Below are 22,865 nucleotides of genomic sequence, written 5' to 3'. Positions count from 1 at the left end.
GGAAGCGGTCGGTGTAGAGCAGCAGGATCAGGTCGAGTGCCGCGGATTGAGCTTGGCGCGGAGTTCGTCGAGCTGGGTGGCGACGTACCGCGAGTCGCTGGCGCTCAGCGCGCCGCCGAGGTACGGGAAGATCGCGCCGTCGATGTACGGCGCCAGCCGGTCGAGGTTCGCGTCGCTGTAGTCCCAGTGGTACATCGTGGTGAGCAGGCCGAGGTTCGGATTGATCGCGTCCTGGGTCGCCTTGACCTTGCTCAGGTAGTCGGGCGTGAACAGCTTGGCGTTCTCGCCGGCCAGGAAGTCGTCGACCTGCCAGGCCTTGATGTTCGGGTACTGCAGGGACAGCGTGGCGATGTTCCGCGCCCAGGCGATGAAGTCGAGCTTGAACGGGCGTGAACAGTAGCCCTCGAGGTACGCACCCTCCGGGCGGTCGGCCTGGCACTCGCTCGGCGGGACGAGGTCCACCCAGACGTCGATCCCGGCCGCGCGGGCGAGTGGCGCGAACTCGCTGCGCAGGTCGTCCCAGTCGGTCGGCGACTCCCAGATGCCGAACAGGTACGTGTTCGCGTGCATCGCCGTGAGGCGCTCGATCAGCTTGCGGGAGTCGTAGTGGTGCCGGCCGTCGGCGCGCGGCGTCTCCTCGCGGAGCTCGGCGTCGATCGTGTTCCCGCCGGTCTTCGAGCTGAGGACGCCGCCGGGCGGGATGATGCCCTTGGTCCGGGTCTTCACGTCCGGGAACGCCTGCTGTTGGTGTTCCCGGACGGTCGCGTGCTGACCGACGGCGACCAGGGCGACGGCGGCGAGCGCAGCGATCCAGCGCCTCATCCGACCTTCTCCAGCTTCCACTGCTGGCAGTCGCCCTGCCAGTACGGCCAGACGTCGACGTCTGCTCCGGGGGCGGTGGAGCAGCCGCCGACGTCCAGGGTGCGGCCGCCGACCTTCGACGTCACCTTGTAGTAGCCGTTGCCGATCGCGTCCAGGTACCACTCCTGGCAGTCACCGCCCCAGTACGGCCACTGGATGACCTTGACGCCGTTCGCCCCGGAGCATCCGCCGACGTCGAGCGCCTTGCCGCTGTCGTTGTTGAGGAACTTGTACGAGCCGTCGCCGAGGTAGCTCAGCCGCCACTTCTGGCATCTGCTGGCCGCGATCCGGGTGTAGACCTGGACGGTCGCGGCGTCGGCGGCCGAGCAGGCGTCCACCTCCAGCCGGTTCGTCGGGGCGTTCCGCGGGGAGATCTCGTAGATGCCGTCGGCAACGATATCGCCGCCCGGGTCGCCGGACGGCAGGGTGAAGCTCTGCCAGGCGGCACTCGGCGTACCGAGTTGGGGTTTGCCGGCGGCGTCGTACGTGACCTTGCCGATCCGTACGGCGCGGCCGGCGTTGCAGCTGCCGGCCGGCGTACCGCTGGAGCTGGTGACGGCGTGGTACACGATCCACGTCTCCTTGCCGTCCGGGGACGTGAAGAAGCCGTTGTGGCCGGTGCCGAAGACCCAGTTGGCGTCGTTGCGCTTGAACACCGGGCCGGACTTGGTCCAGGCACTCTGGTCGAGCGGGTCGGTGCCGGTCAGTTCGAGTACGCCGAGTGCGTAGTCGGGCGACTCGCAGGCGCTGCCGGAGTAGTAGACGTACGCCTTGCCGTTGTGGACAAGGGCGTTCGGGGCCTCGGTCACCTTGCGGCCGTTCTGCTCCCACGGCTGGTCGGGACGGGCGAGGAGGGCGGGCGGACCGCTGATCGTCCACGGATTGCTCATCGGGGCGATGTACAGGTCCTGCCCGTCGGGGCGGCCGCTCGACCAGAGGTGGTACAGGCGGCCGTCGGGGAGGTTCAGGATGCTGCCGTCGATGGAGTGCTCGTTGCCGGTGTCGAGCTTGGCCTTGAAGCCGTACGGCCCCATCGGGTGGTCGGCCTCCAGGACGAACATCCGGTGCTGGGAGTCGGTGCCGTTGTCGGCGGTGTAGTACAGGTACCACTTGCCGTCGAGCTGGTGGATCTCCGGCGCCCACAGGTTGCAGCAGGCCTCCCCCGCCGGCGGCTGCCAGAGGGTCTGCTCCGGCGCCGCGGCCAGGCCGTCGACCGAAGGGCTGGCGACTCCGACAAGTTTGTCGCCGCGCGTGTAGAGCAGGTTGTAGTTGCCTTCGGCAAACACCATCCAGGGGTCGGCGGCGTTCTCCCGGACCGGGTTCCGGGCGGCGTTCGGCCGGGCCGGGAGTTGTACGTCGGTCACCGCCGCTCGGTTTGCCGTCGTACGGTCAGCAATGTGGTCGCCGGTGATCGGCAGGAAGGCCGACACCACCAGCGTGACCACTCCGAAGGCCGCGGTCGCGAACTTGGCCATGGGTCCCTACCTCACCGTGGGCGAACGGATGCGCACACGATGACACGGGTTAGCGACGACGTCCGCCGTTTCGACCGTGGTCGAAAGATTCTTACCGACGCGGCGGCCGTCAGCCGGCCGGCTTGACCACCGGCTGCACCTCGATGTCGTCGAGGCCGATCGGCGTGAAGGCGGTCCGCACCTGCTCGGTGTAGGCGATCAGCGGAACCCCTATCCGGCCGCCGGACGGGCCCGAATCGGCGACGGCCAGGATGCCCAGCGACTTGTCCGACGTCAGCTTGACGAGCGCGTTCTGGATCCGCTCGTTGTCAGCGCGGCTCAGCAGTACTGGCGCGACGCAGAGGTTCCCGCGGTACACCTCCTCGAAGGCCAGCCGGAACGCGTCCACGTCACCGTGCGCGACGCCCACCATGATCACCAAGGGAGCATTCCGCGAGTGACCGTTCGGGTAGTGGATCACCGGCCCGTAGATCTGGTCGGCGTGGGCCGCCAGGAACGCGGTCACAGCAGGCGAGTAGATGTTGCTCGGCTTCGATACCCAGCCACCTGCGGGCGCTGGACACGGCAGCTCCGGGAACGCCCACCGGACCGGCGTCTCGGGCGCGGACTGCTCCTGTACGTCGATCGTCCGGTCACCCCAGATCCCGACCAGCTTCGCCCGCCCGCTCCGCACGCCCTTCGTCGTCTTCGCGTCGCTGAGCCGATTCAGATCCACCCCGGTCAGCGCGATCGAGAACTCCGGCGCACAATTCGGCGCCGGCTCGTCGCCTGGCGCGTAGCCGACGCCGAACCCGTCCTCGAGCGCACAGAACACCTGCGCCGTCCCCGGCGCGGCGATCACCAGCCCGCTGACCTGCACCCGATCCCCCGGCTTCACCAGCAGGGACCGCGGCGTGGATGACTGGCTGTTCATCGCCGCAGCACCTCCCGTGGTGTGGTTCGGCAGTACGGCGAGGGCGCCCGCGACCACCACAGCAACACTCGCGGCGGCCACCGCGGGAATCCAGCTCTTCCGCCTGCCGCCGACAGTACGCTCCAGATCGGGCTCCGGGGGCTGCACCTGATCGGCCCGCCAGCGGGCGCCCGCGCGCTTGAGCAGGTCGTCCATCTCGTCGACGGGGTTCATCGCACAGCCTCCACAGATTCGCTGACCTCGAGCCGGACGCGGAGCCGGGTCCGGGCATCCGACAACGTCGACTTCACGGTGCCCTCGGAGCACCCCATCACCGCGGCCGTCTCGGCGATCGACAGATCCGCGAAGTAGTAACAGTCCACCGCCAGCCGCTGCCGCGCCGGCAATCCCGCCACCGCGTCCTCCACATCCATCCGAGCGTCCAGCTCCTGCACGCGCCCGTCGTCCTCCACGTCCCGGAGCGCCACCAGCCCCGGCCGAGTCCGCCGTACCGCCTTCCGCGCCTGATCCGCGGTGATCGCGAGCAGCCAAGCGGCCGGCGTACCCCGCGAAGCGTCGTACTGCCCCCGCTTCACCCAAGCCCGCGCCAGCGCCTCCTGCACCACGTCGTCCCGATCCACCCCCGCCGCCAACCGCCCGGCCAGCCGCGCCATCGCCCCCAGCCAAGGCCGAACCCACGCCACAAACCCAGGCCCGTCCCCCGGCGGCGCCTGCGCAGCCCCAACCACCTCACCCACCATCGTCGGCATACCTTCTCTACCCCGATCCCCCACATCCGCTTGGGTCCCTACCCGCACACAACGACCCTCATCACCCCCACGTCACCACCCCACCCCATTCCGTAACCCACCCGAGTTATCCACAAATCCCAAAACCCACCCCACAGCCCCTTCGCAGGTATCTACCGTCGATTGAAAGCCCGACCATGCCTGGGGGACAGATGCAAACCGGTCTCGACGACCTGCCAGAGCCTGGCGACCTTCATGCGCGGTTGGCCAGGACCCGCCCGCTGGACTGGGGAGAGCCGATTCCCACCAAGGCGGAGATCGCCGGCCTGTACGGGTCCGGCGCGGCCGTGGAAAGCCTGACGCTGCTGACGCGCGCGGCAGAGGTCGAGGCGGAGCTCACCGACGAGCTGGTGGCCTCGATCCGCGACGGCACCACCTCGTACCAACTCGAGAGCCGCCTGAAGTCCCCACAGTCGCTGGCACGAAAGATCCGCAAGATGGCCGGCACACAGTTCAGCAAGCAGCCCTTGGACGATGTGGTGCGCTACACGATCGTCACTTCGGACCCGGACGATCTGGTGCCGGCATCGGTTGACGTCCACGACTCTCTGCATCGGCACGGCTGGACCATCAACGGGGCCGTTCACTCGTACGCCGAGGGCAGCAGGTACAAGGGACTGCACCTCCACTTGCAGAAGCATGGCCAGCGGGTCGAGTTGCAGCTTCACTCGCACGAATCGATCGAGGTGAAGGACCGGACCACGCCGCTCTACGTGGTCGAACGGGATTCGACCCAGCCGCGAGAAAAACGAGCAGACGCGCGGGAGGCGGCGATCGCGCTGTCGGCCCAGATGCGTCAGCCCCGCGGCATCGACGACTTGACCGCCCTGGGCGGGGTGCCGGTCGAGGTCAGAGTTTACGGTAGACAGGACCGCCGGTCCGCACGACCGGACAGGGCAACCGGGCCTACGTCTACGGGGCGGTCTGCTGCGATTCAGTCGATCGACTACAAGCGGAAGGGTGGGATGGCGAAATGACACGGCTGTTCCTGGTCAGTCAGGGTGGGCGGGAGGTGTGGGTGGCGGCGTTGGTGGACGAGGATGTCTGGACGTACGTCGGGAACACCGGGAAGTTCCATCGCAACGAGGGCGTGCGGGACGACTACTTCGCCGGCAACGAGGCGAGCTATGCCGACATCGGGATCGCCGAAGCCAAGCGGCTGATCGCTGATGGCGTCGGACAGGTCGACGAGGAGCAGAACCCGGACCCGGTCCGGGACTGGCGGCAGGACGATGACGCGATGGACCCGGAAATCGTCTTCGCCTCAATGGCCGCCGACCTCGCCTAGAACCGGAGGCACACACGATGACGCGGTTGTTCTTGGTGAAGGACGGGGAGAGGGAGCTGTGGGTGGCGGCGTTGGTGGAGGAGGATGTTTGGACTTATGTCGGGAACACCGGGAAGTTTCACTACAACGAGGGTGCTCGGCATGACTACTACTTCCTCAACGGGCTGCAGTACGTCGACATCGGTATTGCGGAGGCCAAGCGGCTGATCGCGGCGGGGGTGGGGACGGTGGACGAGGGGCAGTTCGCGGACTCCGTTCGGCGGTGGCGGGAGGACGCTGGGGGAATGGATCCTGAGGTGGTGTTCGCGTCGTTGGTGGCGGATCTGGGCTAGGGGTCGGCGGGTGGTTTGTAGAGTGCTGACATGGTGCGGATCTCGGGGCGGAGTTTTCCTACGCCGGCGGTGGTGATGACTTCGGTTGATCCGGCGGTTTCGGATCAGTTGCGGGGGTTTGCCGCGGTGCAGGCCGTTGAGGCGAATGCGGCCTTGGGGGTGTTGGACCGGGAGTTGGCGCGGGCCGGGTCGCCGGCGGAGCGCGTGGCGGGGTTCGAGGCGGCTTATCGGCATGTGGCGGAGTGGCGGTACCAGCTGGCTCTTGAGGGGAAGTGGGTGCGGCCGGGGGCCAGTGCGGAGGATGTACGGGCGCGGATCGAGTTCGGGATGAACTACCGGTTGACGCCGACCATCGGGCGGCGGGAGCCGGGATCGCCGGCGTTCGAGTTTCTGACGGAGCTGGAGCGGGTCGCGCTCGACCGCCTGGACGGACAGCACGAGTTGCAGAACGTCGTCACAATGCGGGACGGCCGGACGGTCAACGGAAACCTCCTGCACTTCGTGCCCGCGCCGCAGGGGTTCCCGGACGAGGTCATCACGCAGACCGCGGGGCCGGAGGATCGCGACGTACTGCGGAGGGCGGCGTTCGAGGCGCTGGCGGAGCTCGAGGAGGCGAAGGCCGATCCGAAGAACCCGGAGCACCGTCAGGCGTTCGCCGACGCGGCGTACTTCCTCGTCCAGGGGCCGGAGTTCCAGCGCGGGAGTGACGCGATCATGCGGACGTTCCTGGTCGCGGCGCACGCCCGGGTGTTCGACGTGGCCCCGGTGTTGCCGCAGGCAATCGATCTGGACGGGATGGTCCGCGGCCAGGACGGCTTCAACCAGGTGATGCGGGACCAGCTGCGACTCGTACCCAAGGCCGCACAGAACAACGCGGCCGCCGCCCAGACGACCGAGTCGACCAGGCCGGGAGCGAACAGGGCGGGCGGTGCGAGCCGGTCCGCCAACCCGCGAGGGCTCAGTCGTTGACGGTGTAGAGCTGGGTGATGACGGACTCGATGGTGGGTTCGGAGACGGAGAGGTCTACGAGGGGGTAGTTGGCCGCGATCTCGGCCAGGAGGGGGGCCGCGCTCGCGGTGGTGGGGAAGGTCAGGTGCTGGCGGGGGCCGTCGACCTTCGTGACGGTGGCGCCGGCGACCTCGATCGGCGGGAGGGAGGCGGCGAGGTCCACGACCAGGGTGCGCGGGGCGGACTGGCTGGCCTTCAGGCCGGTGAGCGTACCGTCGAAGATCTGGTGGCCGTGGTCGATGACCATGACGCGGGTGCAGAGCGCCTCGATGTCGTCGAGGTCGTGGGTGGTGAGGATGATCGTCGTACGCCGTTCCGCGTTCAGCTCGGCGAGGAACTCGCGGAGCCGGGCCTTGCTGATCACGTCCAGGCCGATCGTTGGTTCGTCCAAGTAGACGATCTCCGGGTCGTGCAGCAGGGCGGCCGCGATGTCGCCGCGCATCCGTTGCCCCAGGGACAGCTGGCGGACCGGGACGTCCAGCAGGTCGCCCAGGTCGAGCAGTTCGACGAACGTCGCCAGGTTCTCCCGGTGCCGTGCGAGCGGTACGTCGTACATCTTCTGCAGTACGGCGAACGAGTCCTTCAGCGGCAGGTCCCACCACAGCGTCGTGCGCTGCCCGAACACCACCCCGATCCGTTTCGCGAGCTTCAGCCGGTGCTTGGAGGGGTCGACGCCGGCCACCCGGATCGTGCCGCCGGACGGCACCAGGATGCCGGTCAGCATCTTGATCGTGGTGGACTTCCCGGCGCCGTTCGGGCCGATGTACCCGACCACCTCCCCCGGTTCGACGGTGAACGACAGCCCGTCGACCGCCCGGACCTCCCGCCGGGTACGCCGGAGCCCGGTCCGCGACGAGACCGTGAACGTCCGCGACACATCCTGCAACTCGATGACTGACACAGCTCAGCTCCCTGTACTGCGATAGCGACGAAGGCCGGCCCGCCACCCGAGCGACGCCAGCCCGACCATCGCTGCTGCCACCAGCGGCGACAGCAGACCGATCCAGGACGGCAACCCCAACGGCGCCGGCTTGCCCAGCACGAACAGCACCGGGTAGTAGTTGACAAAGGCAAGCGGTACGACGAACGTGACGGCCCGGACGATCTCCTTGCCGAAGATCGTCAACGGGAACTGGGTCAGCGCCTGCCCGCCGTACGTCGCCGAGTTCGCCAGCTCCGCCGAGTCGATCGACACGAACTGGAACGCGGCGCCGAGCACGAACAGCGACCCGAAGATGATCGCCCCGGTGACCACCGAGACCACGAACATGATGCCGCGGGCAACCGTCCAGTCGATGTCGACCTTGCTCAGGGCAATGACCAGCACGGTCCCGGCCTGCAGCGGACGCCCGAGCCGGCGGAGCGCGAACCCGTCGGCCGCGGCCTGCAGGAAGGCCGGCACCGGGCGGATCAGGTACGCGTCGAAGGCCCCGGTCCGGATCCGTTCGCCGACCCGCTCGACCGACCCGGTGATCAGGTCCGCGAGCCCGAGCGCGAGCGAAGATGTTGCATAGAGCAACGCCATCTCCCCGAACGTGAACCCGCCGAAAGCGGTGATGTGGCTGAACATGATCAGCACCGCGACGAAGTCGGTCAGGTTGACCAGCGTCGAGCCGACCAGCATCAGCACGAACGACGCCGGGTAGGCGAGCACCGACCGGATCCACATCACGATCAGCAGCCAGTACTGCGCCGGCGCCCGAAGGACGCGCTCAACCACCGTGGATCACCACCTTCCGGGTCGCCACGGTGGTGATCAGTTGCGCGGTCAGGAGCAGCACCAGCAGCCAGCCCACCTGGAAGAGCAGCGCTGCACCGGTCCCGCCCGGGTTCCGGCCGAGCCAGATGTCGATCGGCACCTGCATCGTCGCGGCCCACGGCGTCGCCCGCGCGACCACGCCGATCCAGCCGGGGAACGCGACCAGCGGCAGGATCGTGCCGGCGAAGAACAGCGACAGCACCAGCGCGAGCTGCTCCATCCCGCGGGAGTCGGTGATCCAGAACCCGGACAGCGCGACCAGGTACCGGATCGTGAAGCTCACCAAGATCCCGAGCACCAGCCCGAGCACGACCACCGGCCAGAGCCACACACTGGAAGGGAACTTGAGGTCGAAGACCAGCGCACCGACCACCATCGGTACCCCGCCGCGGGCGAGCAGCTGGAACGCCGCGCGGCCGAAGTCGACCGACAGCCACCACAGCAGCAGCTGCGTCGGACGGTACAGATCCACCGCGATCTCGCCGCTGCGGACCCGCTCCCCGAGCTCGTTCGTCGTGGTCGCACCGAAGATCCCGACCGGCGCCAGCATCCCTTGCTGCAGCCACACGAACGTCAGCGCGTCCGGTACGTCGTACCCGCCGAGCCCGGGCCGTTCGCGCCACAGCGTCAGGTAGACGCCGCAGAGGATGAACCCGAAGACCGAGTTGGTGAAAACGCCCGACACGGTGGCGATCCGGTACGTCGAGAACCGCCGGAACGACCGTACGGCGATCGCCCAGTAGACACCCACCACTACCTCCTCTCGAACGCCGCAAAAGTGGTGTCCGAGAGGCCCAGTTCTGGTCACAGGGCACGCAGAACCGCCCCGGTTCGAGAACGACCCGGGGGTTCGGACACCACTGTGACGGCATGGTTGATCCACGCCGATTGTCAAGGCAGACGAGGGACAGTACGCCGCATCCGGGCAGGCCGTCAAACGAATAACCGGTCCGGGCACGGGACCCCTGTGCTGGATCGCGAAGGGGACCCGCGCCCGGACCGGTGCCCGGGGACCTACAACGTGTCGGTCTTGAGCAACTGCGCCAGATGCGTGGCGAACGGCGCCGGGTGGCTCGAGTAGCCGCCGTGCCCGCCCGGGAACATCACCACCGGCCAGCCGAGATGGTCGGCGATGACCTCGATCGGCCGCCCCGGCAGGTGACCGTACGACTCCAGGCCGGCCGCCGGTACGACGCGGTCCGCGACCCGCTTCAGTGCGTCGAGCTCCGGGACGTACCGGGTGTACGGCAGCAGCTTGTGCTCGTAGAAGTTGGCCGCGTTGGCCTGCATCCGCTCCGCGAGCTCGCGGTACTCCGGCAGCAGGTCCACCATCGGCGGCATCGCGTCGCCGTCCATGCCGGTGCCCATCATGAACACCACGTCGGCCGCCGTCAGCCCGTCCTCGTGGTACGTGCTGCAGACCTCCTCGAAGAACGCACGCGCGTCGGCGGCGTCCGGGAGTACCTCGGTGCACGTCGGCTCGTGCGCGACCAGCATCCGGATCCGGTCGGGGTGCCGGGTGATCAGCTCGAGCCCGGTGATCGCGCCGGAGCCGCTGCCGAAGACGTCCGCCGGTTCGTCACCGGCGACCGCGTCGATCAGCGCGAGCGCGTCCGCGGCCGCCTGTCCGACGGACTCGTCTGCCGGGTCTCCGTCGTACCGGCTGCGCGAGTTGCCGCGCGGGTCGTACGTCACGACCGTGTACTCCGCCGCGAGCTGCCCGACGATTCCCGAGTACACGCCCGCGTCCGCTCCGTCGCCGGCGATCAGCAGCAGCACCGGGCCGGAACCGGCGACCTCGTAGTGCAGTGCGGCCCCCTGCACCGCCAGCTTGTTCACAGTCTTCGCACCCATCAGGCGAGCCCCTTTCATCCACCCTCAGGCTCCCCCACCCCGCTGGCACGCCACGCACACGCCGCTGACACGCGTCCGGATCCCGTCTCCGGGGTTGCCCCTGAGATGGGCGGGCCGAGACTGGGGCGGCACTCGGCTGGTGGGTCAGCCTGTTTCGTCGAGTGGGATCTGGGCGGGTTCGTCGAGGCCGGACCAGGGGTCGCGGGTTGGGGACTCGCGGCGGCCTTGGGGGCAGATCTTGGCGAAGTCGCACCAGCCGCAGAGGGCCGACGGCTCCGGCGGGAACGCCTCGTCGGCCTCGGCCGGGGTGAGGCCCTCGGCCCAGCGGGCTTCGGCGGCGGCCGCGTCGTCCGCCATCGACTCGGCGCGCTTCTGGTGCCGGCCGAGGGACGCCTCGTCGTGGTCCGCCGCGGCGACCGTGTTCGTCGGGAGGTGGTGCAGCTCGACCCGCGTGCACGGCTTGTGCAGCACTCGCCGCGCGCCGAGCACGTACAGCGCCATCGCCAGCGAGGACCGCGCATCCGTCGAGGTCAGCGGGCGGCGGCCGGTCTTGTAGTCCACGATTGCGAGCTCGGTGCCGTCGCTCCCGTCGCGCGCCGGGCGTTCGTCGATCCGGTCCACCCGGCCGCGCAGCGAGGCGCGTTCCGTCGTGAACGCCACGGTGCGCTCGACGCCGCGCGGTTCGTAGTACGGATCGGAGTCCCGCAGGTACCCGAGGACCATCTCGGTCGAGCGGTCGCGCCAGTCCAGCGACTGCTGCTCGTCGCGGAATCCCTCGCTGCGCCAGCTCGACCGCATCTTCGCGACCACCTCGTCCGGCGTACGTCGGGAAGCGGGCCAGCGGCCGAAGAAGTCCGCGAGGACTTCGTGGACGATCGCGCCGACCGTGTTGTGCGCCCACGGCGGACCCTTCGGCGGCCGCGGCGTCTCGAGGTACGTGTACCGGTACTTCCGCTTGCAGTCCGCGAACGTCAGCAGCTTCGTCGGCGTCGCCACGAACAACCGGGTCGGCATTCCAGGAAGCACGCTCAACCCGCCTTGATGAAGTCACGGACGGCCCCGGCGACCAGCTGCACCGCGATCGCGCTCAGCAGCAGACCGGCGATCCGGGTGATCAGCAGTACGCCGTTCTCCCCGAGGATCCGCATGATCACGCCGGAGAACCGCAGCGTCAGCCACATCACCAGGTGGATCGCGACGATCCCGGCCGAGATCGCGACCACGTCCGGCAGCGAACCGTTGGCCCGCTGCACGAACACCATCGTCGCGACGATCGCGCCCGGCCCGGCGAGCAGCGGCGTACCGAGCGGGACGAAGGCGATGTTCACGTTCTTGGTCTGCACCGGGTCCTCGGCGGTGTCGGTCAGCAGCTGCAAGGCGATCAGCAGAAGCAGCAGGCCGCCCGCACACTGCAGCGCGGGGAGGGTGATGCCAAGGTGTTTCAGGATCTGCTGCCCGAACGCGGCGAACACCACGATCACACCGAACGCGACCAGCACCGCCTGCCAGGCCGCCTTCTTCCGCACCGCACGGGACTGGCCCGCGGTCAGCGAGATGAACAACGGAACCGTGCCCGGCGGGTCCATGATCACGAACAGCGTGACGAAGACCGAGGTGAACAGCCCGACGTTCATGACGCTGTTCACGGGAGGTAGGCCTCGGGTACTGCGGCGTTGTCGGAGGCGGCGGCGTTCGTCTTGGCGACCTCGAGCAACCGCTCGAGCTGCTCCGGATCGGTGCTGTTCACGCCCAGGTCGTGGTCGATCTTGCCGGCGCCGTGGTGGTCGCTGGAGCCGGTGTGGATGATGCCGAGGTTCCGCGCGATCGCGCGCAGCGCCTCGCGGGACTCCGGCGAGTGGTCCTGGTGGTCGATCTCGATCCCGGCCAGCCCGTGGTCCTGGACCAGCCGGCCGAGGGTGTCCTCGGTCATCACCTTGTAGCTCGACCGGCCCCACGGGTGCGCGATCACCGGGACGCCGCCGGCCTCACGAACCAGGTCGATCGCACGCCCCGGCTCGATCGCGTAGTGCGGAACGTGGCCGGCCCGCCCGTCGGCGAGGAACCTGTCGAACGCCTCGCTCCGGTTCACGACGGTGCCGTTCGCGACCAGGGCGTCGGCGACGTGCGGGCGGCCGACGGACGGCGTACCGGTCGCCTGGGCGAACACCTCGTCGACGGTCAGCGGTACGCCGATGCTGTTCAGCCGGGCGACGATCGCCGGGATCCGGTCGGTGCGGCCGTCACGGACGATCTGCAGGTCCTTCGCCAGCGGCGCGTACGCCGGGTCCGGCAGGTACCCGAGCAGGTGCACGCTGATCCCGTCCAGCTTGCAGGAGATCTCCAGCCCCGGCACGAACCCGATCCCGAGCTCCTCGGCCGCGCGCCGGCCGTCGGCCCAGCCGGCCGCGGTGTCGTGGTCGGTGAGCGCGATCACACCGAGCCCGGCCTGCTGCGCGTGCCTGATCAGCACGTCCACCGGGTCGGTGCCGTCCGAACGGTTCGAGTGGGTGTGCAGGTCGATGCGCACGAGCTGGCCTTGTCCCTTCGCCGGAGCCGGTTGTCACCGCTGATGCTATCCGCGTTCACCGTTCTGCTCTGGTACTTGTGCACAGACGCCCTGCGCCCCGTGCGCGACGGCGTCGAGCTATATCGCGCACGGGGCGCTAACCTCGGGGTGCATGGAGCGCGTCGACTGTGTGGGTGCCCTGGTGTACGACGAGCAGCACCGGCTCCTCGTCGTACGTCGTGCGAACGAGCCGGGACGGGGGCTGTGGTCGATCCCGGGCGGCCGCGTCGAACCCGGCGAGGACGATCCGGCCGCGGTGGCGCGGGAGGTCGCGGAGGAGACCGGGCTGACGGTCGTCGTCGGCGATCTCGTCGGCGAGGTCGAGCGTCCGGGGCCGCGCGGGCAGCTGTACGTGATCCGCGATTACGAGGCGACTGCTGTCGGTGGGACGCTCGAGGCTGGCGACGACGCGTCGGATGCGCGGTTCGTCACGCGGTCGGAGTTCGCGGCGCTGCCGACCGCCAGTCTGCTGATTTCCACGTTGGAGCAGTGGAATGCGCTGCCTGGTTAACAGTTACTGAGCGGGACGTTGCCCGCCGTGTAGGCGTTCGGGGTGACGTGCATCAGGGCGCGGAAGTCCGCGATCAGGTGCGACTGGTCGGTGTAGCCGGCGTACGCCGCGGTGTCGGCCCAGGAGTGGTGGGTGCCGATCACCCTGCGTACGCGGGCGATCCGGGCGAAGTGCTTGGGTGAGACGCCGACCGCCTGCCGGAACACACGCCGCAGGTACCGCTCGCTCACCCCGAGCCGAGCAGCCGTCTCACCGACCCGCCACCCCGCACCCACCAGCACCGCCTCTCCCCCGCGACCCAGCGCCGCGCTTCCCCGACCCACCCGCACCCCGTCCATCCCACGAACCAGCGCCGCGTCTCCCCCACCCACCCGCACGCCGTCCACTCCACGAACCAGCGCCGTGGTTCGCCCAGCCGCCAGCACTCCCGACGCCGGGCTTGGTCCGGCGGGCGGTGGCGCCAGGGCGGCGGCTGCTTCGTTGACGAGGTTCAGCTGGGCCGGTAGGCGGGGCGGGATGCGGGCGACCAGGTATGCGCCGAGCTCCTCGGCCGCCCGCTCGAGGTGGTCGCGGTACGTGACGAGATGCGCGGCGAGGTCGACTGCTGTCTGGCCGCAGAGGTCGTGGAGTGGGACTACCTCGTCGACCAGCTGGTCGGGCGGCGTGCCGAGCAGCGGGATGACGCCACCGGGGCGGATGCGGAGCCGTACGCAGACCGGCAGGTCCTTCGTCGTGTGGTACGCCGCCGTGGTCCGCGGGCCTGCTACCAGTACGTCGCTGTCCCCCGCGGGCGTCATCCGCCAGACCACCGTGGTCGCCGGGTCGGGCGGGAGGACGGTGATCGGCGTGGTCGTCGGCGTCAGCGCCACGGTCTCGATCCACGGATGCACCCTTCGAGCGTAGCCAGTCGGCGGGCGAGTCCGTAGTACCGAAAATTCCTATCCGGGGGTAGGAGGTGGTGGGCAGGGTGGGCGGCATGATTCTCGTTACGGGTGCGACCGGCACCATCGGCAGTGAGCTGGTCCGGCAGTTGGAGGCCCGCGGTGCCGCGGTGCGTGGGATGACGCGGAAGCCGCACGAATCGTTCGTGCAGGGCGATTTCGACGATCCCGATTCGTTGCGGAAGGCAATCGCCGGGGTGGACACGGTGTTCGTGCTGACCGCGCCCGGCCCGTGGGTCCCGGCGCACGACCGGGCGCTGGTCGAGGCGGCGGTGGACGGCGGCGTACAGAAGATCGTGAAACTGTCGGCGATCGGCAGTACCGACGAGGAAATGCCGGGGAACTGGCACGCCGCCGGCGAGCGGGCGGTCCGCGACAGCGGGCTGGCCTGGACGATCCTGCGCCCGGCCGGGTTCGCGTCGAACGTGTTGCGATGGATGCCGGCGATCCAGGCCGGGCAGCCGATCCCCAACCAGACCGGCGCCGGGCGGCACGCGTTCGTGGATCCGCGCGATGTCGCCGCGGTCGCCGCGGAAGCGCTGCTGTCGGATCACCACGACCAGACCTACACGTTGACCGGCCCCGAACTGTTGAGCGTCCCGGACCAGGTCGCGGTGCTCTCCGACGTACTCGGATCGCCGTTGAGCGTGGTCGACGTACCGCCGGACGTCTACGCGGAGCAGTTGCGCGCAGCCGGGCTGGACGAAGCCGTGGTGACGGTCGCGGTCCGCGGTGCGGAGCTGATCCGGTCGGGCGGCGAGGAGACGATCACGGACGACGTCGAGCGGGTACTCGGTCGACCCGCCCAGACCTTCCGGAAATGGGCTCGCGCCTACTTCGCCTGACCACCAGACTGTTTGCCGTGGACGTCGTACGGGCGATCGAGGACAACGCGGCCGAGTTGCTGATGGCAATGGGTGCCGCGGGCGGCGGTTCGCAGCGCGTGGACGAGCGCGCGACCTGGACGATCGGCGGGTCGCCGATCGACTACCACAACGCCGTCGTGCGCGCGTCCGACGTCGACGTGGTCGCGGAATCCCTTGCAGAGCTGCGAGAACACGGCGTACCGGGAACCTGGCACGCCGGCCCGTCGCTGCGGATCGACCGTACGGCGCTGACGGCCGCGGGCTTCGTCGCGGCCGGGTCGGAGCCCGGGATGGCGGTCCGGATCCCGGAGCTGATCGCGCCGCGCGACGTACCGGGACTGTCGATCACGCGGGTCGCGGACGACGACGCGCTGGCGGTGTGGGAGGCGACGCTCGGCCAGGGCTTCGGCGAGGGCGAGCGGGAGGCCCGGTGGGTCGCGTCGACGTACCGCACGCTCGGGTACGGCGATCCGTGGCGGCACTACCTCGCGTGGCTCGACGGTACGCCGGTGGGGACCGCGACCGTGTTCCTCGGCGCGGGCGTCGCCGGGCTGTACTTCGTGATGACGGTGCCCGCGGCGCGACGACGCGGGATCGGAGCGGCGATCACGTACGGCGTACTCCGTGATGCCGGAGTGGAGTACGCCGTACTGGGATCGTCGCCGGCCGGGCGCTCGGTGTACGCGGCGCTCGGGTTCCGCGAGTACTGCACGATCGACCTCTACGAGTGGACCGGCTCGAGCACCTCGGCCCGCTGACGTTCGCGGAGCAGCAGGGCGGCGTCGAACAGCATGACGACGGCCGTCAGACCGTGCACGCCGAACGCGGTCGCGGCCGGGCCGCCGTGGGTGAGGACGATGATCATGTCGACGATCGGGATGATCGCGCTGATCGCCAGGTAGATGCCGGTCGCGCGGCGCTGGCGGAGCGCGAACAGGGCGAGCAGGTTCAGCCCGAGGACGATGTCGCGGATGCCCTTCACCGCGAAGTACCCGGCGGCGATGCCGGTCGGCCACGGGTCGATCCCGAAACTGGGGGCGGCGGTGTGCCCGGCGAACAGGAACTGGGCGCCGAACGTGAGCGGGAAGACGCCCAGCAGGACGGTCAGGACGGTGGTGAAGCGGCGCATCGAAGTTCTCCTTGATCTAGCAGCGCTAACTTTCCTAGCGATGCTAACCCTGCCATCGCTAGATTGTCTAGCGGTGCTAGTATCTGGACCATGCCGACCCAGTCACGCCGCGAGCGAGCCCGCGAGGAGCGCCGTGAGCTGATCCTGCGCACCGCCCGCGAGCTCGCCGAGACCGACGGCTGGGACGCGGTCACCACCCGCCGACTGGCCGAGGCCGTCGACTACAGCCAGCCCGTGCTCTACGGCCATTTCAAGAACATGAACGCGATCGCCGACGCCGTCGCAGTCCAGGGCATCGAGGAAATGACCGCCGTACTTCGCAAGGCCCGCGAGACCGGCGGGCTGCGCGCCCTGGCCCACGCGTACCTCGACTACGCCGCCGACCACCCGGCCGTCTACGAGGCGATGTTCGTCCGCCCGACGGCGCTGTCCTTCGGTACGCCGGACAGCCCTGCCGCACTGAAGTCCGCGTTCGACCAGTTCATCGCCGCCGTCGAACCCTCCGCCGGCGCCGACCCCGAAACCCTCGCCGAAGTCCTCTGGAGCTCCCTCCACGGCCAAGCCACCCTCAACCGCACCAACCGCCTCCGCCCCACCCACGTCCGAGCCCGCGCAGACCTCTTGGTAGGTCGCCTCTCCGGTAACAATTCGTCGCTCACCGCCGAATAACTTCCGCAAAGCGCGGGGGCCGAGGTTGTCCACAGGGGGTACGACAAGGATGCGGGGAATCTGTCATCCTGGGGCGGGTGGATTGGTGGTGGGCGCGACAGTTGCGGGAGAAAGGGATCGATGGGCTGATCCACGACCAGGACGAGATCGTGTCGCGGGCGCAACTCCTCGCGGCGGGGTGGTCGCAGGCGCAGATCGACAGACCGCTGCGCAATCGGCGCTGGCGAACCGTTCATCCGGGCGTGTACGTCGCCCACACCGGGCCGGTCGGGTACAGCGAGCGGTTGCTGGCGGCGCTGCTGTACGCCGGGCCTGATGCGGCGTGGAGCCATTACACCGCCGCGGAGCAGCTCGGGCTGCTCAAGCCGGATCGTGACAGGCAGGTGTACGTCACCATCCCCGAACACCGGAAGGTTCGGCGACGTTCCGGACTCATCGTCTGTCGGGACGCCCACTGGGCCGGGCGTCTCGCCGCGGTTGCTCCGCCTCGGCGTACGCCGGCCGACGCCGTGCTCGACATCGTCGGCATCGCACCGTCGCTGGACTCCGCCGCCGCGGTGATCGCCGAGGCGTGCCAAAGCGGGAGAGTCGGCGCGGACGACATCCTGAGCGCGCTCGCGGATCGTCCGCGGCTACGGCATCGCGGCGGTCTGCGGCCGATCATCGCCGATGTCGTCGCCGGGTCGCACTCGTTGCTGGAGATTCGGTACCTCCGGGACGTCGAGCGCCGGCATGGGCTGCCGCGCGGGCAACGACAGCGCGGCGTCGACGGCACGATTACCGACGTGTACTACGCCGGCTTCGGACTGAACGTGGAACTCGACGGTCGGCTCCACCTCATACCACACCAGCGATGGCGGGACCTCGAGCGGGACAATCGCGCCACGCTTCGCACCGAGTCGACCCTGCGCTACGGGTGGTTCGACGTGACCAATCGTCCGTGCGACGCCGCAGTACAGGTCCTCCGGGTGCTGCGCCGCACCAACCCCTCCCTCACCGCCACCCCATGCTCCCCGGCCTGCCCCATCACCGATCATCGGAACCTTTCCGTTGGATAGTGCGGGAAATGTTCCGATGATCGAGGTCAGCTGTTCCAGTGCAGGATGGCGGGGGCGTCTCGTTCCCAGCCGAGGGTGGAGATGGTGGCGGTGTTGAGGACGAAGTGGCGGCCTTCTCTGACGGGGAGTTCCAGCCAGCGGGCGGTCAGGGAGCGGAGGGCGTGGGAGTGGCCGAAGACCAGGGCGTCGCCGGGGACCGCGGCCAGGCGGGCGTTCACGCGGTCGAGGCGGGCCGCGACCTGTTCGGCGGTTTCGCCGTTCGGGACGGGGCTGTCCCAGATCGTCCAGCCGGGAGCGGTCTCGCGGATCTCGGCGGTGGTGATGCCCTCGTAGTCGCCGTAGTTCCACTCGACCAGGTCGTCGTCGACCTGGGCGTCCGGGAATCCGGCGAGTTCCGCCGTACGCCGGGCGCGTTGCCGCGGTGAGGTCAGCACCAGGTCGAAGGACTCCCCCGCCAGCCGCTCCTTCAAACCCGCGGCGACGCGCTCACCCTCGGGCGTCAGCGGGAGGTCGGTGACGGACGTGTGCCGTCCGGACCTGCTCCACTCGGTTTCCCCGTGCCGGACCAGGAAGACCCGGTCCACTCGCTCCTCTGTGGTCACGCCTGCATCTTCTCAGAGCCTGCCTTCGAACGGGGCCGAGGTCTTGACCGTTCGAAGGATCCAGGGCAGGGTACTCAAACTGTAAGCGCTTCCACTTTCGCCCTGGAGTGAACCCGATGCCTTCCGGACCCACCGGCCGGCCGGCGACGATCTACGACGTCGCGGCCCGCGCGAAGCTGTCGATCGCGACGGTTTCGCGTGTCCTGCAAGGGACCGGACCGGTGTCGGCGAAGGCGCGGGCGCGGGTGGACCAGGCGGCGCAGGAGCTGAACTACGTGCCGCTGCGGGCCGCCCGGAGTCTCGCCGTCCAGCGGCACGAGGCACACGGTCTGGTACTGCCCGATCTCGCCGGTCCGTTCTACGGGGACCTGCTGATGGGGTACGAGCGGTGGGCCGGTGAGCACGGGCAGAGCGTGGTGATCACGGTGACGCACGGGAACCCGGATCCGCGACGCAGCGTGATGGACCTGGCCGGACGGGTCGACGGGATCGTTGTCCACGGCAACGCTCTGGACCTGCCGACGGTGCAGAGCCTGCGGAAGGCCGGCGTACCGGTGGTGCTGATCGCGCATCCGCCGGCGACCGGGTGTGACTCGGTCCGCAGCGAGAGTGCGGCGAGTGCCGAGCAGCTCACCACCCGGCTGCTGGACCACGGGCGTACCAGCCTGTACTTCGTTGGCGACCCTGCCAGTTCGTACGACGTGTCCGAGCGGTACGCCGGATTCGCCAAGGCCCACGAGCTGCGCGGGTTGCAGGTGCCGAAGCCGGTCCGCGTACCCCTGACGGAGGAGGCCGGACGGGCCGTCGCCGAGAAGGTGCTCCAGGCAACCACCCGGCAGGGCGAGACCGTTCGGCCGGATGGGCTGGTGTGTGCGAATGATGAGCTTGCGCTGGCGGTCTTGGCGACGTTTGCCGCGAACGGGGTCGACGTACCGGGCGAGATCGTGGTTACCGGGTGGGACGACGTGATGGCGGCGCGGTACGTGTCGCCGGGGTTGACGACGGTGCGGCAGCCGATGGCCGAGTTGGGGCGGACGGCGGCGGAGCGGCTGCACGAGCGAGTGACCGGGGCGCGTACCCGGGCACGGAACGACGTACTGGCAACAGAACTGGTGCTGCGGGACAGCTGCGGCACCAACCGGGGGATGCACGCAGTAACCGAGTGAGGGAGTCAGCACATGTTCACCCACAGCATCCGCCGCCGGCTGGTGATCGGCAGCGCTGCACTGACCGCGGCGGCGCTCGCGCTCGGCGGTTGTGGCCGCTCGAGTGACACCGGCACCGGCACCGGTTCGCAGCCGACCACGAGCGTCAGCCAAGGACCGGCGACCGGCAAGCTGACCGTCTGGGCGATGGGCACCGAGGGCGAGAACCTGCCCAAGCTGATCGACCAGTTCAAGCAGGCGAACCCTGGCGTCGACGTGACCGTGACGCCGATCCCGTGGGACGCCGCGCACGACAAGTTCACCACCGCGATCGCGGCCGGCACCCCACCGGACGCCGCGATGGTCGGCACCACCTGGATGGGCGAGTTCGCCGACCTCGGCGCGCTCGATCCGACACCGCAGGGCTTCGACAACTCCGGGTTCTACCAGGGCGCGCTCGACACGACGAAGGTCAGCGGTACGCAGTACGGCGTGCCGTGGTACGTCGAGACGCGGCTGGTGTTCTACCGCAAGGACCTGGCCGCGAAGGCCGGCTTCAGCACACCCCCGACGGACTGGGACGGCCTGAAGGCGATGGCCAAGGCGATGAAGGAGAAGGCCGGCGCGAAGTACGGGATCAACCTGCAGCCGGGCGGCGACGGCTCTTGGCAGACCGTGATGCCGTTCGCGTGGTCGGCCGGGGCGAACATCACCAACGACGCCCAGAAGCAGTTCACGTTCGACACCCCGGAGATGCAGGAGGGGCTGAAGTACTACCAGAGCTTCTTCACCGACAAGCTCGCCGGGACGGACCTGCCGCCGAACCAGACCGAGGCCCAGTTCGTGAACGGCCAGGTGCCGATGTTCATCTCCGGTCCGTGGATGGCCGGGTCGGTCGCCAAGGCCGGCGGTGCTGCGATCAAGCCGAACATCGGGGTGTTCCAGATCCCGAAGAACAAGACTGCGACGTCGTTCGTCGGTGGGTCGGACTTCGTGGTGTTCAAGTCGTCGAAGAACAAGGACAGCGCGTGGAAGCTGGTCAAGTTCCTGTCCGACGCGAAGACGCAGGCGTCCTGGTTCAAGATGTCGTCCGATCTGCCGGCGGTGAAGAGCGCGTGGCAGGACCCGAGCATCGCGTCGGATCCGCTGCTGCCGGTCTTCGGCAAGCAGCTCGAGGACGCCAAGGCGCCGCCGGCGATCGTGAACTGGGAGCAGGTCGCGAAGGCGTTCGACACCGAGGTCGAGAAGATGGCCAAGTCCGGCCAGTCCCCCGCCGACACCGCCAAGGCGATCCAGACCAAGGCGACGGCCATCGGCACCGGCGGTAGCTGAGCACGATGGCAGTCGTCACTGAGTCGGAGGCCCGGGCGGTACGGCGTTCTGCGCCGCCCGGCCGTCCGCGACGGAAGGTCAGCCGCGAGACGGTTGCCGCTTGGGTGCTGGTGCTGCCGTTTGTCGTGCTGTTTCTGGCGTTCACAGCGGGCCCGGTGCTTGGGTCTTTGGGGATGTCGTTCACGGATATCAAGCAGCGGGATCTGCGGACGCCGTTCTCGGTGAACGGGGTCGGCTTCAGCAACTACGCGAAGGCACTCCAGGACGAGACGTTCCGGAAGGCGGCGTTCAACACGGCGTACTTCGTCGTGCTCGGGGTGCCGTTGACGTTGATCGTGGCGTTGGGGGCGGCGGTGCTGCTGGACCGAGGTGTGAAGCGGTTCCAGGCGCTGTTCAAGGTGGGCTACTACCTGCCGGTGGTGACGTCGATCGTGGCGATCGCGGTGATCTGGCGGTTCGTCCTCTCGCCGGACAACGGCCTGGTGAACACCGTCCTCGGCTGGTTCGGCATCCACGGACCGAACTGGCTGGGCTCGACCACCTGGGCCATGCCGTCGTTGATCGCGATGGCGGTCTGGCGGAACTTCGGGTCGGCGATGATCATCTTCCTGGCCGGGCTGCAGGGCATCCCGCAGTCCGTGGAGGAGGCCGGTCAGCTCGACGGTGCGGGCTCCTGGCAACGGTTCCGGTACCTGATCCTGCCGCTGCTCCGCCCGACCGTCCTGTTCACCACGGTGACCACCGGCATCGGATACCTGCAGTTCTTCGAGGAACCGATGGTGATGACGAAGGGCGGCCCACTGAACAGTACGACGTCGGTGTCGATGTACGCGTACCAGCAGTTCGGCTTCGGCAACTACGGGCTCGCCACCTCCATGGCGTACATCCTGTTCGTCGTCATCGCCGTGGTCACGTTCATCCAGTTCCGGCTGCTGAAGGAGAAGTGATGCGCCGTACCTGGTGGATCTATCTGATCGGGCTGCTCGGCCTGATCGCCGTCGCGGCGCCGTTCCTCTGGATGGTGCTCGGGAGTTTCAAGACCCAGGGCGAACTGCTCCGGGTCCCGCCGACGTGGTGGCCGGACCAGCCGACCACACAGAACTACGACGATCTGTTCAGCAAGGCGAACTTCCCGCGGTACTTCCTCAACTCAGGCTTGGTCGCGCTGGCGGTGACGGCCGGCAACCTGATCTTCTGCTCGATGATCGGCTACGCGCTCGCCAAGCTTCGTTTCAAGGGCCGCAACGCGCTGTTCGTACTGGTCATGGCCACGTTGATGATCCCGGGCATGGTCACGTTCGTACCGCTGTTCGTGCTGGTCACGAACGCCGGCCTGGCCAACTCGTACCCGGGCCTGATCCTGCCGTTCCTGGTCTCGCCGTTCGGCGTGTTCCTGATGCGGCAGTTCTTCCTCGGGCTGCCCGACGACCTGATGGACGCCGGCCGGGTCGACGGCACCAGCGAGCTCGGGATCTTCGCCCGGATCATGCTGCCGCTGACCCGCCCGGCGCTGGCCACGCTCGGCATCCTCACGTTCCTCGGATCCTGGAACAACTTCCTCTGGCCGCTGGTGATCGCCCAGACCGAGGACAAGTACACCCTGCCCGTCGCCCTCGCGCTGTACTCGACCGGACAGAACGCGCAGAACTACGGCCTGCTGATGGCCGGTGCCGTCGTGGTCGTCGTACCGGTGCTCGTCATCTTCCTGGCGTTCCAGCGGCATGTGACAAAAGGCATTGCTATTACCGGACTGAAATAGGAGACCTCA

The 22,865-nt window shown here is 68.8% G+C and carries 27 protein-coding genes; 13 read left to right on the top strand and 14 right to left on the bottom strand.

The genetic code is table 11. From position 1 onward, the window contains the following. Positions 1 to 27: 27 nt before the first annotated feature. The 4 genes from JOF29_RS07495 to JOF29_RS07480 all read right to left on the bottom strand — a co-directional run bounded on the left by JOF29_RS07495 (position 28) and on the right by JOF29_RS07480 (position 3,998). The gene (locus JOF29_RS07495; protein WP_209693494.1) at positions 28 to 822 is read right to left on the bottom strand and encodes a hypothetical protein; all 795 of its coding nucleotides are present in this window, start codon (positions 820 to 822) and stop codon (positions 28 to 30) included. Continuing rightward, positions 819 to 2,336 (bottom strand): family 43 glycosylhydrolase, encoded by a 1,518-nt coding sequence (locus JOF29_RS07490; protein ID WP_209693493.1) that lies wholly within the window; start codon positions 2,334 to 2,336, stop codon positions 819 to 821. The genes JOF29_RS07495 and JOF29_RS07490 overlap by 4 nt, the downstream gene beginning before the upstream one ends. A 109-nt stretch (positions 2,337 to 2,445) precedes the next feature. Beyond that, positions 2,446 to 3,462: a hypothetical protein gene (locus tag JOF29_RS07485; protein ID WP_209693492.1), complete on the bottom strand. Its 1,017-nt coding sequence runs from the start codon at positions 3,460 to 3,462 to the stop codon at positions 2,446 to 2,448. Further along, the gene (locus tag JOF29_RS07480) at positions 3,459 to 3,998 is read right to left on the bottom strand and encodes an RNA polymerase sigma factor (protein ID WP_245357482.1); all 540 of its coding nucleotides are present in this window, start codon (positions 3,996 to 3,998) and stop codon (positions 3,459 to 3,461) included. Before JOF29_RS07480 ends, JOF29_RS07485 begins: the two co-directional genes overlap by 4 nt. A 191-nt stretch (positions 3,999 to 4,189) precedes the next feature. Here JOF29_RS07480 and JOF29_RS07475 point away from each other — a divergent pair, with 191 nt between their 5' ends. The 4 genes from JOF29_RS07475 (at position 4,190) to JOF29_RS07460 (ending at position 6,626) form a co-directional block, all read left to right on the top strand. After that, a complete protein-coding gene (locus JOF29_RS07475) occupies positions 4,190 to 5,014 on the top strand; it encodes a hypothetical protein (RefSeq protein ID WP_209693491.1) in 825 nt (274 codons plus the stop codon). Beyond that, complete coding sequence (locus tag JOF29_RS07470) at positions 5,011 to 5,325, top strand: hypothetical protein (RefSeq protein WP_209693490.1); 315 nt, start codon at positions 5,011 to 5,013, stop codon at positions 5,323 to 5,325. The genes JOF29_RS07475 and JOF29_RS07470 overlap by 4 nt, the downstream gene beginning before the upstream one ends. A 17-nt stretch (positions 5,326 to 5,342) precedes the next feature. Beyond that, entirely contained in the window at positions 5,343 to 5,657 is a 315-nt protein-coding gene (locus JOF29_RS07465; RefSeq protein ID WP_209693489.1) for a hypothetical protein, read from the top strand. Positions 5,658 to 5,783: 126 nt separating this feature from the next. Continuing rightward, positions 5,784 to 6,626, top strand: coding sequence for a hypothetical protein (locus tag JOF29_RS07460; protein ID WP_209693488.1), 843 nt, complete (start codon positions 5,784 to 5,786; stop codon positions 6,624 to 6,626). On the opposite strand, the gene JOF29_RS07455 is transcribed toward JOF29_RS07460, so the two are convergent. From JOF29_RS07455 to JOF29_RS07425, 7 genes are all read right to left on the bottom strand, one after another. Beyond that, complete coding sequence (locus JOF29_RS07455) at positions 6,616 to 7,566, bottom strand: ABC transporter ATP-binding protein (protein WP_209693487.1); 951 nt, start codon at positions 7,564 to 7,566, stop codon at positions 6,616 to 6,618. The genes JOF29_RS07460 and JOF29_RS07455 overlap by 11 nt on opposite strands. Positions 7,567 to 7,569: 3 nt before the next feature. After that, a complete protein-coding gene (locus tag JOF29_RS07450; protein ID WP_307863198.1) occupies positions 7,570 to 8,385 on the bottom strand; it encodes an ABC transporter permease in 816 nt (271 codons plus the stop codon). Continuing rightward, on the bottom strand, positions 8,378 to 9,175 hold the full coding sequence (locus JOF29_RS07445) for an ABC transporter permease (protein WP_209693486.1): 798 nt from the start codon (positions 9,173 to 9,175) through the stop codon (positions 8,378 to 8,380). The genes JOF29_RS07450 and JOF29_RS07445 overlap by 8 nt, the downstream gene beginning before the upstream one ends. Before the next feature lie 263 nt (positions 9,176 to 9,438). Then, on the bottom strand, positions 9,439 to 10,278 hold the full coding sequence (locus tag JOF29_RS07440; protein WP_209693485.1) for an alpha/beta hydrolase: 840 nt from the start codon (positions 10,276 to 10,278) through the stop codon (positions 9,439 to 9,441). Positions 10,279 to 10,422: 144 nt separating this feature from the next. Beyond that, on the bottom strand, positions 10,423 to 11,292 hold the full coding sequence (locus tag JOF29_RS07435) for a RecB family exonuclease (protein ID WP_209693484.1): 870 nt from the start codon (positions 11,290 to 11,292) through the stop codon (positions 10,423 to 10,425). Between the two features lie 14 nt (positions 11,293 to 11,306). Beyond that, entirely contained in the window at positions 11,307 to 11,924 is a 618-nt protein-coding gene (locus tag JOF29_RS07430) for a MarC family protein (RefSeq protein ID WP_307863197.1), read from the bottom strand. Further along, positions 11,921 to 12,805, bottom strand: coding sequence for a PHP domain-containing protein (locus JOF29_RS07425; protein ID WP_209693483.1), 885 nt, complete (start codon positions 12,803 to 12,805; stop codon positions 11,921 to 11,923). Before JOF29_RS07425 ends, JOF29_RS07430 begins: the two co-directional genes overlap by 4 nt. Before the next feature lie 151 nt (positions 12,806 to 12,956). On the opposite strand from JOF29_RS07425, the gene JOF29_RS07420 reads away from it, so the two are divergent. Next, entirely contained in the window at positions 12,957 to 13,355 is a 399-nt protein-coding gene (locus JOF29_RS07420; RefSeq protein WP_209693482.1) for an NUDIX hydrolase, read from the top strand. Here JOF29_RS07420 and JOF29_RS45205 read toward each other — a convergent pair. Beyond that, positions 13,352 to 14,245, bottom strand: coding sequence for a helix-turn-helix domain-containing protein (locus JOF29_RS45205; RefSeq protein WP_209693481.1), 894 nt, complete (start codon positions 14,243 to 14,245; stop codon positions 13,352 to 13,354). The two genes, JOF29_RS07420 and JOF29_RS45205, sit on opposite strands and share 4 nt — an antisense overlap. Before the next feature lie 86 nt (positions 14,246 to 14,331). Between JOF29_RS45205 and JOF29_RS07410 the strand changes: the two genes are divergently transcribed. Continuing rightward, positions 14,332 to 15,141 carry an NAD(P)H-binding protein gene (locus tag JOF29_RS07410; RefSeq protein WP_209693480.1) on the top strand — a complete coding sequence of 270 codons (810 nt, stop codon included), beginning with the start codon at positions 14,332 to 14,334 and terminating at the stop codon, positions 15,139 to 15,141. Positions 15,142 to 15,158: 17 nt separating this feature from the next. Next, positions 15,159 to 15,920, top strand: a complete 762-nt coding sequence (locus tag JOF29_RS07405) for a GNAT family N-acetyltransferase (protein ID WP_307863196.1) — start codon at positions 15,159 to 15,161, stop codon at positions 15,918 to 15,920. Here the strand turns inward: JOF29_RS07405 and JOF29_RS07400 are convergent. Beyond that, on the bottom strand, positions 15,884 to 16,291 hold the full coding sequence (locus JOF29_RS07400; RefSeq protein ID WP_209693479.1) for a DUF4267 domain-containing protein: 408 nt from the start codon (positions 16,289 to 16,291) through the stop codon (positions 15,884 to 15,886). The genes JOF29_RS07405 and JOF29_RS07400 overlap by 37 nt on opposite strands. A 90-nt stretch (positions 16,292 to 16,381) precedes the next feature. Here JOF29_RS07400 and JOF29_RS07395 point away from each other — a divergent pair, with 90 nt between their 5' ends. Together JOF29_RS07395 and JOF29_RS07390 are read left to right on the top strand one after the other, a co-directional pair. Then, on the top strand, positions 16,382 to 16,960 hold the full coding sequence (locus JOF29_RS07395) for a TetR/AcrR family transcriptional regulator (protein WP_209693478.1): 579 nt from the start codon (positions 16,382 to 16,384) through the stop codon (positions 16,958 to 16,960). 77 nt (positions 16,961 to 17,037) lie between these two features. Continuing rightward, positions 17,038 to 18,018 carry a PDDEXK family nuclease gene (locus JOF29_RS07390; protein WP_209693477.1) on the top strand — a complete coding sequence of 327 codons (981 nt, stop codon included), beginning with the start codon at positions 17,038 to 17,040 and terminating at the stop codon, positions 18,016 to 18,018. Between the two features lie 26 nt (positions 18,019 to 18,044). Here JOF29_RS07390 and JOF29_RS07385 read toward each other — a convergent pair whose 3' ends face one another. After that, positions 18,045 to 18,620 (bottom strand): histidine phosphatase family protein, encoded by a 576-nt coding sequence (locus JOF29_RS07385; protein ID WP_307863195.1) that lies wholly within the window; start codon positions 18,618 to 18,620, stop codon positions 18,045 to 18,047. Between the two features lie 116 nt (positions 18,621 to 18,736). On the opposite strand from JOF29_RS07385, the gene JOF29_RS07380 reads away from it, so the two are divergent. From JOF29_RS07380 to JOF29_RS07365, 4 genes are read left to right on the top strand one after another with little or no spacing between them, the layout of a single operon-like run. Continuing rightward, on the top strand, positions 18,737 to 19,786 hold the full coding sequence (locus JOF29_RS07380; protein ID WP_209693476.1) for a LacI family DNA-binding transcriptional regulator: 1,050 nt from the start codon (positions 18,737 to 18,739) through the stop codon (positions 19,784 to 19,786). Positions 19,787 to 19,798: 12 nt separating this feature from the next. Then, positions 19,799 to 21,097 carry a sugar ABC transporter substrate-binding protein gene (locus JOF29_RS07375; RefSeq protein ID WP_209693475.1) on the top strand — a complete coding sequence of 433 codons (1,299 nt, stop codon included), beginning with the start codon at positions 19,799 to 19,801 and terminating at the stop codon, positions 21,095 to 21,097. A gap of 5 nt (positions 21,098 to 21,102) precedes the next feature. Next, positions 21,103 to 22,044 carry a carbohydrate ABC transporter permease gene (locus JOF29_RS07370; RefSeq protein WP_209693474.1) on the top strand — a complete coding sequence of 314 codons (942 nt, stop codon included), beginning with the start codon at positions 21,103 to 21,105 and terminating at the stop codon, positions 22,042 to 22,044. After that, positions 22,044 to 22,856, top strand: a complete 813-nt coding sequence (locus JOF29_RS07365) for a carbohydrate ABC transporter permease (protein ID WP_209693473.1) — start codon at positions 22,044 to 22,046, stop codon at positions 22,854 to 22,856. The genes JOF29_RS07370 and JOF29_RS07365 overlap by 1 nt, the downstream gene beginning before the upstream one ends. Positions 22,857 to 22,865 lie beyond the last annotated feature (9 nt).

Source organism: Kribbella aluminosa (genome assembly GCF_017876295.1).
Classification (GTDB): domain Bacteria; phylum Actinomycetota; class Actinomycetes; order Propionibacteriales; family Kribbellaceae; genus Kribbella; species Kribbella aluminosa.
The sequence above is the reverse complement of the archived record's forward strand: the minus strand, read 5'-3'. Positions and strand labels throughout refer to the sequence as shown.